The organism is Candidatus Accumulibacter aalborgensis, assembly GCF_900089955.1.
Classification (GTDB): domain Bacteria; phylum Pseudomonadota; class Gammaproteobacteria; order Burkholderiales; family Rhodocyclaceae; genus Accumulibacter; species Accumulibacter aalborgensis.
In genome coordinates this window covers 56140-64150 of sequence record NZ_FLQX01000106.1, presented here as the reverse complement: position 1 = coordinate 64150, position 8011 = coordinate 56140, and the positions used below count along the sequence as shown (strand labels likewise).

Annotated in this window: 5 protein-coding genes; all 5 read left to right on the top strand. The window is 63.9% G+C overall.

Going from position 1 to position 8011, the window contains the following annotated elements; genetic code table 11:
• Window positions 1-1104: 1104 nt before the first annotated feature.
• The 5 genes from ACCAA_RS09630 to ACCAA_RS09610 all read left to right on the top strand — a co-directional run bounded on the left by ACCAA_RS09630 (window position 1105) and on the right by ACCAA_RS09610 (window position 7952).
• Window positions 1105-2895, top strand: a complete 1791-nt coding sequence (locus ACCAA_RS09630; protein WP_186407032.1) for a SulP family inorganic anion transporter — start codon at window positions 1105-1107, stop codon at window positions 2893-2895.
• Window positions 2896-2968: 73 nt separating this feature from the next.
• A complete protein-coding gene (locus ACCAA_RS09625) occupies window positions 2969-3370 on the top strand; it encodes a hypothetical protein (protein WP_186407031.1) in 402 nt (133 codons plus the stop codon).
• Window positions 3371-3541: 171 nt separating this feature from the next.
• Window positions 3542-3844: a CCDC90 family protein gene (locus tag ACCAA_RS09620; RefSeq protein ID WP_186407030.1), complete on the top strand. Its 303-nt coding sequence runs from the start codon at window positions 3542-3544 to the stop codon at window positions 3842-3844.
• 611 nt (window positions 3845-4455) lie between these two features.
• A complete protein-coding gene (gene mutS, locus ACCAA_RS09615; RefSeq protein WP_186407029.1) occupies window positions 4456-7002 on the top strand; it encodes a DNA mismatch repair protein MutS in 2547 nt (848 codons plus the stop codon).
• Window positions 6999-7952: a hypothetical protein gene (locus ACCAA_RS09610; RefSeq protein ID WP_186407028.1), complete on the top strand. Its 954-nt coding sequence runs from the start codon at window positions 6999-7001 to the stop codon at window positions 7950-7952. Before mutS ends, ACCAA_RS09610 begins: the two co-directional genes overlap by 4 nt.
• Window positions 7953-8011: the final 59 nt, after the last annotated feature.

The following is an 8011-nucleotide window of genomic DNA, read 5'->3' as shown; positions in this document are numbered from 1 at the left end:
TTCCCGACCGTACGCGGGATATTTGGAGCCCTTAGACCTTGGCCAGGGGAGGACGTAACACCCTGAAGCCGTTGGACAAGGCCGCCACAGCACTAGGAAAGCGGCTGGTGCTGTCTTTCGAGTAGGCCTCGAACCGATTCACACGGCTGTCCGTAGGGTGCAATAAGCGAAGCGCATTGCACCAGACACCGGATGCCAGGCTCGGCGATGATCAGGCGTCGGACGGGTCCAGCGACTTTGGCCATTTCGCGCAATGCGCTTCGCTTATTGCGCCCTACGGTGTATTGCTCGCCATCACCGAGGGCGGGAGTTCGCCGTGACCTTCGTCGTTCAGCCTACCGCGGCGCAGGCTCGGCTAGAAATCGCGTTGCACGCGCAGATTGCCTTCCCAGCGACAACCCGCCGAGCGGCAGCGGTAGCGGTGAACCGGAGAAGGGATGTTCATCAGCCCATCCAGGAAGCCGCGCTGGATGCGGTACACCCAACCGTTGCAGCTTGGGCATGATCGCCACCCGTTGGCAGCGTAGCCGGGGTCGTCGTGGCGACCACGAGCGGGCGCGACAGACGCTTCCCTGTATTTCGCCTCCCGATGACGAGATCGCCTGTAACGCGCGAAAAGCTCACCTTTTGCATCGCGACCGCAGACGTAGGCCCACCGCAATGCGCCAGGCAAACCGTTTTCGGCGTCGACCAGCGACGACTCAGGCGCAGCCTCATCGCAACCACGAGCGCCGACCAGGATCCACCGATATCGATTGTGCTGCCACGTAACCACGTTCATTCTCCCAGTCGCTCGATTTCGCTTTCTGTCGCACCAGTCATGGCCACTCGGCTGAAGCAGCAAGCTTGGTCGCCCGATCAGGCGGAGTCTGTGCGGCGACACACAGAGAGACGGCCGCCGGCCAAGACGGTCGATCTGATCAGGTTTTCTGCGTCGTTTGGTGCGCCGACGCACGGACAGCCAGCGCCAAAGGGAACAGGATGGATTCCTTGGCCATCGTGTCGACTCGTCTTCGCGCCGCATCCGACAGCCAGGAACGCGAATGGCGCGTCGCGCGCGATCGAGTCCATGATCGAACCCATCCTTGATACGGGCACGCTGAAATGACTGAACCAAAGCCTGCTGGTTGTCCTCTGGAAGCGGGGCGCATCGCGGCTCGCCAAGGAACCGTCGACCAAAATGGCTGGCAAACGTGGCTGCCAGGCCTGCACACCTTGCGTCATTACGAGGCGGCCTGGCTAGGCCACGACGTCGCCGCCGGTCTGGTGTTGACCACGCTGCTGGTGCCGGTTGGCATTGCCTATGCCGTGGCATCGGGGGTGCCGGGAATCTATGGCCTCTACGCGACAATCATCCCGCTGCTCGCCTATGCGCTGTTCGGACCCAGCCGCATCCTGGTATTGGGCCCGGATTCATCGTTGGCGGCCGTCATCCTCGCGGTCATCCTGCCGCTGTCCGCCGGCGATCCGCAGCGCGCCATCGCGCTGGCCAGCATGATGGCGGTGGTCTCCGGTGTGTTGTGCATTCTGGCGGGCGTCGCACGTCTGGGCTTTGTCACCGAGCTACTCTCGAAGCCGATCCGCTACGGCTACATGAACGGCATTGCGTTGACAGTGATGATCAGCCAGTTGCCCAAGCTGTTCGGCTTCTCGGTCGACGGTGATGATCCGCTGAGCAAGCTTTGGCAATTCATGCACGCCTTGCTGGCTGGCAGGACGAACGCCATCGCGCTGCTGCTCGGCGTCGGCACGCTGGCCCTGATCATGGTGCTGAAAGGAAGCAAACGCTGGCCGGGAACGCTCATTGCGGTCATCGGGGCAACCGTCGTCGTCGCTGCGCTGGACCTCTACGAGTACGGCGTATCGGTCCTCGGCCCGCTGCCCCAGGGTTTGCCGGCCTTTGCCGTGCCATGGATCACGCGCGCCGATCTCGTGCCCATCCTCATGGGTGGTTTCGCCGTGGCCATCGTCTCCTTCGCCGATACCAGCGTTCTATCGCGCACCTATGCCGCCAAAACGGCCAGCTATGTGGACCCCAACCAGGAGATGGTGGGGCTGGGCGTCGCCAACTTGGCGGCGGGATTATTTCAGGGGTTTCCGATCAGCAGCAGTTCGTCGCGCACGCCAGTCGCCGAGGCCGCCGGCGCCAGGACCCAGTTGACCAGCGTGGTCGGTGCCCTGGCCGTTGCCCTGCTGCTGGTGCTGGCGCCGAACCTGCTGCAGCATCTGCCGATCACCGCGCTGGCCGCCGTGGTCATCGCTTCGGCCCTCGGCTTGTTCGAGATTGCCGACCTGCGGCGTATCTACCGCATCCAGCGCTGGGAGTTCTGGTTATCCATCGGCTGTTGCGTCGGCGTGGTCGTTCTGGGCGCCATTCCAGGCATTGGCCTGGCGATCGTACTGGCGGTGATCGAATTCCTCTGGGATGGCTGGCGCCCGCACTCCGCTGTCCTGGGACGCGTCGAAGGCGTCAATGGCTACCACGACATTGCGCGTTACCCGGACGCCCGCCTGATCCCTGGGCTGGTCCTGTTTCGTTGGGCTGCGCCGCTGTTCTTCGCCAATGCCGAGTGGTTCCACGACCGCCTCCTGGATGCGGTGGCAGCGTCGCCGACGCCCGTGCGCTGGCTGGTTGTGACAGCGGAACCGGTCACCAGCGTGGACGTCACCGCTGCGGACATCCTGGCCAAGCTGGACGAGACTCTGCATGCAGCGAGCATCGAGCTGTGCTTTGCCGAGATGAAGGACCCCGTCAAGGACAAGTTGAAGCGCTTCGGGCTGTTTTCCCGGCTCGGCGCAGAGGTCTTCTTCCCCACCATTGGCGAAGCCGTGAACACGTATCTGAAGGCGTACCCGGAGATTTCGCTCGCCTGGAAGAGCAAGGGCCAGGGTTGACGTGGCTGACAGGGCCGCTGATACTCTTGGCAGTGCCGTTGAATTTTCTGTCTTTTTCAAGAAAGGTATGGCCATGAAGATCACCATGATAGCGGGAGCGCTCACGCTTTCCGCAGCCTCTGCACTAGCCCAGGTCTCCGTGTCGGTCGGCGGGCCGGATGGCGTCAACGTGAATACCGGCGGCGCCGGCGGGACGAGCGTCAACACCGGCAAGACCACGACCAAGGGCAACGGGGTATATGTAAATCCAGGCACGAGTTCGTCCTCGATCACCCACTCGCCGGGAACGACGGTCACCACCAGCAAGGGCGACAACGAGGGTTCGAGCGGCGTCAGCACGGTGAACGGCCAGGTGACCATCGACGGGGTGAAGGTGCCCTCCTCGGCGACCCGCTGGACCGGCAAGGACGGCACCAAATACCGCATCAAGCGGTCCTCGAAGGGGAATGTAAGTGTCGAGGAAATCGATGATTGAGCCCCGGCTCTTGAAATCAACGACTCGCCTGGAATATGCCGGACAATCAGGACGCCAGAGAAAGTGCTGTAACCGCCCATGAGCCGATGATGCGGCAGCACGGTTTCCCCCGCCCGTTTGACAGCGGGGAATATTTGCAAATGCCGCCCCTGCCGCGCATACTCCGCTCCCATGACCACGATAACCTTCGATACCCTCAAGGTCGCCGAAAGGCTACGTGTCGCCGGCGTTCCTGAAGCGCAGGCCGAAGCCGAAGCAATAAGGGATGTCCTGTCCGAAGCACTGGACGGGCAGCTCGCCACCAAAGCAGACATCGCCCGACTGGAATTCGCGACAAAAACCGACATCGCCAGACTTGAATCCACGACCAAAGCGGATATCGCCGAAGTGAAGGCAGATCTGTCGCTGGTCAAATGGATGATGGGCATCCTCATTGCGTTGGCGGTGGCCAACTTCGCCAAGCAGTTCTTCTGATCTCCACAGGAGCAAGCAGAAGGCTCGAACGTCGATGACCTGATCGCCAGTCTGCACGGATAAAGACCACCACCGGCGCCGGTGGTGTCAAAAACGGTCCCCATCCGGAGCTCCAGGTTGGGTGTCGAAAATTATCTCCCGAGGTGCCGCCATGCCCATAGCCATTCGCGAACTCGAAGCCAGCCTCTCCAGCGTGCTGCTGTGCGCGCTGCGGGCAAAGCTCGAACAGCAAGCCGAACGCCGGAGAAGGGCTGCACGGCCTGATCGCTGATGGCCGCCTGTCCTGGAGCGGCGGCAAGCCGCAACTGGAACCGCCCGCAGATCTGGTTGCGCGTGGCACACCACTCAGTCGGCTGGTGCTGGAGGATCACGGTTGATTCTCTTCTGCCATACTTCGGCGCCGGTCAAGCTTTACATCAAGGAAGACTCCAGCGAGTGATGATGGCGCTTGCCGGGTCGGCCTCCACCATCGCGGTGTGCCGCATCGCCTGGGCCGAAATCATGGCGGTGCTGGGCATGCTCACCCTGGCGCCGCCATGAGCGCGGGTCAGCGCATAGGTATGCCGAACAATCAAAACGCGAGAGAAAGTACCGTAACTGCCCATACCCCAATGATGCAGCAGTACCTGCGCCTCAAGGCGGAGCATCCTGACATCTTGCTGTTTTACCGGATGGGCGACTTCTACGAGTTGTTCTTCGAGGATGCGGAAAAGGCCGCGCGCCTGCTGAACATCACGCTGACGACGCGCGGCCAGTCGGCCGGGCAGCCGATCAGGATGGCCGGCGTACCTTACCACGCGGTCGAACAGTATCTGGCGAAACTGGTCAAGCTCGGCGAATCGGTGGTCATCTGTGAGCAGATCGGTGACCCGGCGACCAGCAAGGGTCCGGTCGAGCGTGCCATTGCCCGCATCGTCACGCCTGGCACGCTGACCGACGCGGCGCTGCTCGACGAGAAGCGCGACACGCTGCTGCTCGCCATTTACACGACCAGGCAACTTGCCGGACTGGCCTGGATCAATCTGGCGAGTGGCGAGTTCCGCGTCTGCGAAGTCGTTCCGGGAAAACTCGCCGCCAGCCTCGAACGTATTCGTCCGGCGGAGATCATCGTCCCGGAGAGCCTTGTTCTGCCCTTCGCCCCCGACGCTGCGCTGGCGCGCCAGGCTGACTGGCATTTCGACGTCGAAGCGGCAGGCCGGGAGCTGTGTGCGCATTTCGGCACCAGTTCGCTCGCCGGCTTCGGTGCCGACGCGCTGCGGCCGGCGATTGCCGCCGCCGGCGCCCTCCTGCGCTATGCGCAGGCGACGCAGGCGCGTGCCCTGCCCCACCTGCAGGCGCTGATCGTCGAACGCGACGCCACCTTCCTGGGCATCGACACGGCCACACGGCACAACCTGGAACTTACCGAAACCCTGCGCGGCCAGCCGGCGCCGACGCTGTGCAGCCTGCTCGACCACTGCATCACCGCGATGGGCTCGCGAATGCTGCGCCACGCGCTCCACCACCCCTTGCGCGACCCGGCCATTCCGACTAATCGCCACGCGGCGGTGGCCATGTTACTCGACGATGGTGGCCGCACGCTGCGTGAACTGCGCCAGGCTTTGCGCGGCTTCGCCGACATCGACCGGATCGCCGGCCGCATCGCGCTGTTCACGGCACGCCCGCGCGACCTGTCGAGCCTGTGCGACAGCCTGCAGCGCCTGGCCGAACTGCGCGCTCCACTGGCCACGACGGCCGCGTCCCTGCTCGCCGAACTGCACGCGCATCTGGCCACGCCGGCCGGCGTCGTCGACCTGCTGCGGCGCGCCATCCTGCCCGAACCTGCGGCGCTGATCCGCGACGGCGGGGTCATCGCCACGGGTTTCGACGCCGAGTTCGACGAACTGCGCGCCCTCAACGACAACTGCGGCGCTTTCCTGCTCGCCATTGAAGCACGCGAACGCGAACGCACGGGGATCACCAGCCTGAAGGTCGAGTACAACCGTGTGCACGGCTTTTACATCGAGGTGAGCAACGCCCATGCCGCCAGAGTACCCGACGATTACCGCCGCCGGCAGACGCTGAAGAACGCCGAGCGCTATCTGACGCCGGAACTCAAGGCCTTCGAAGACAAGGCCTTGTCGGCGCAGGATCGCGCCCTGGCCCGCGAGAAGCTGCTCTACGATGGCGTGCTGACCAGCCTGCAGGCCGATCTGCCCCAGTTGCAGGGAATCGCCCACGCCGTTGCCTACCTCGACCTGTTGGCGACCTTCGCCGATAACGCGCTGCGGCAGAACTACAGCCGGCCGTTGTTTTCGTCGGAGCCAGGACTGCTCATCGAGGGCGGACGACACCCGGTCGTTGAAGAGCAACTCCAGGGTGGCGAGACGTTCATCGCCAACGAGACGCACCTTGCCGATAACCGCCGGCTATTGCTGATCACCGGCCCTAACATGGGCGGCAAATCGACCTATATGCGCCAGACGGCGCTGATTGCCCTGCTTGCTCATGTCGGCAGCTATGTGCCGGCGACGCGCGCGGTCCTCGGCCCGCTCGACCAGATCTTCACGCGCATCGGTGCGGCCGACGATCTCGCCGCCGGGCGCTCGACATTCATGGTCGAAATGACCGAATCAGCGGCCATCCTGCACCACGCCACAGAACGCAGTCTGGTGTTGATGGACGAAGTGGGACGCGGCACCTCGACCTTCGACGGGATGGCTCTGGCTTTCGCCATCTGTCGCCACCTGCTTGAGAAGAACCGCTGCCTGACGCTGTTTGCCACCCACTACTTCGAGTTGACTCTGCTGGCCAACGAGTACGCCGAACTCGCCAACGTGCATCTGGATGCCATCGAGCATGGCCAGCGCATCGTTTTCCTGCACGCCGTCGAGGAAGGCCCGGCCAATCAGAGCTACGGCATTCAGGTCGCCGCGCTGGCCGGAATTCCCGCTTCGGTGGTCAGGGCAGCACGCCGGCAGTTGCGCGAGTTCGAACAGCGCGCCTCGATCAACCCCCTGCAACCGGATCTCTTTGCCACCGCGCTGGCCGACGCCGCCGAACAACGAGAGTCGCCGACGCACCCGGCGATCGAGCGGCTGGCGAGCATCGATCCCGATCGACTGACGCCGAGAGAGGCGCTCGACGCCCTCTATGCGCTGAAATCCCTGCTCTCATGACTCGCGTAAGCAAGCGGCGAGCGATCAAGTCGCTGCTCGCCGCGGTTGCCTTGCTGCTCGCCGCCGGCGTAGCCAAAGTACACGCCGAAACCTGGCGCTTCGCCGCCATCGGTGACACCCCGTACAGCTCTTACGAGAGGCGCGAACTGCCGCCGATGCTCGCCCACATCGCGGCACACCACGTCAGCTTCATCGTCCATGCCGGCGATTTCAAGGATAGCCGTGAGGTGTGCAGCGATGACTTGTTCTTCGACCGCCGGGCGCTTTTCGACGCCTCGACCGTGCCGCTGATCTATGTGCCCGGCGACAACGAATGGACCGACTGCCGTCAACTCGCTGCCGGCCACTTCGACCCGATCGAGCGGCTGCAGAAACTGCGCGAGCTTTTTTTCGCCGCACCGCGCTCGCTCGGCAAGCCGGCGCTGCCGCTGGAACAGCAGGCCGGAGGCTATCCGGAAAATCTGCGCTGGCGGCTTGGCCCGGTCCTCTTCGTGTCGCTCAACGTGCCGGGTCCGGACAACAACTTCGGCATGGGCACCGAGCCCAGCGCGGAATTTGTGGTGCGCAACGCGCGCGTCATCGCCTGGCTCCGGGACGGCTTTGCCCTCGCGCGGCGCGAAGCGGCGGCCGGCATGGTCATCGTCATGCAGGCCAACCCGGGCTTCGAGCACGATGCGATCGGCCTGACCCACGCCGGCTACCGTCAATTGCTCGACACCCTGCGCCAGGAAACACTGGCTTTTCCTGGCCAGGTGCTGCTGGTCCACGGGGACACGCACTGGCAACGCATCGACCACCCGCTGCACCATCCGCGCACGCATCGGCCACTGGCCAACTTCACTCGCCTGGAGACCTTCGGCTACCCGGTCATGGGCTGGGTGAAGGTCATCGTCGATAGCGAGTTGCCACAGATCTTCCGCTTCGAGGTTTACCCGCACGCTGACCACTGACGGCGGGAAAGCGAAAAAAGGCAATCGACAGGCGGCGCGGCAAGCCCTAGACTTGAACG

Bases quoted from the DNA above. Each gene is read 5' to 3' on its own strand.
- ACCAA_RS09630 (WP_186407032.1), top strand. From the start codon at position 1,105: ATGACTGAACCAAAGCCTGCTGGTTGTCCTCTGGAAGCGGGGCGCATC.
- ACCAA_RS09625 (WP_186407031.1), top strand. From the start codon at position 2,969: ATGAAGATCACCATGATAGCGGGAGCGCTCACGCTTTCCGCAGCCTCT.
- ACCAA_RS09620 (WP_186407030.1), top strand. From the start codon at position 3,542: ATGACCACGATAACCTTCGATACCCTCAAGGTCGCCGAAAGGCTACGT.
- mutS (WP_186407029.1), top strand. From the start codon at position 4,456: ATGATGCAGCAGTACCTGCGCCTCAAGGCGGAGCATCCTGACATCTTG.
- ACCAA_RS09610 (WP_186407028.1), top strand. From the start codon at position 6,999: ATGACTCGCGTAAGCAAGCGGCGAGCGATCAAGTCGCTGCTCGCCGCG.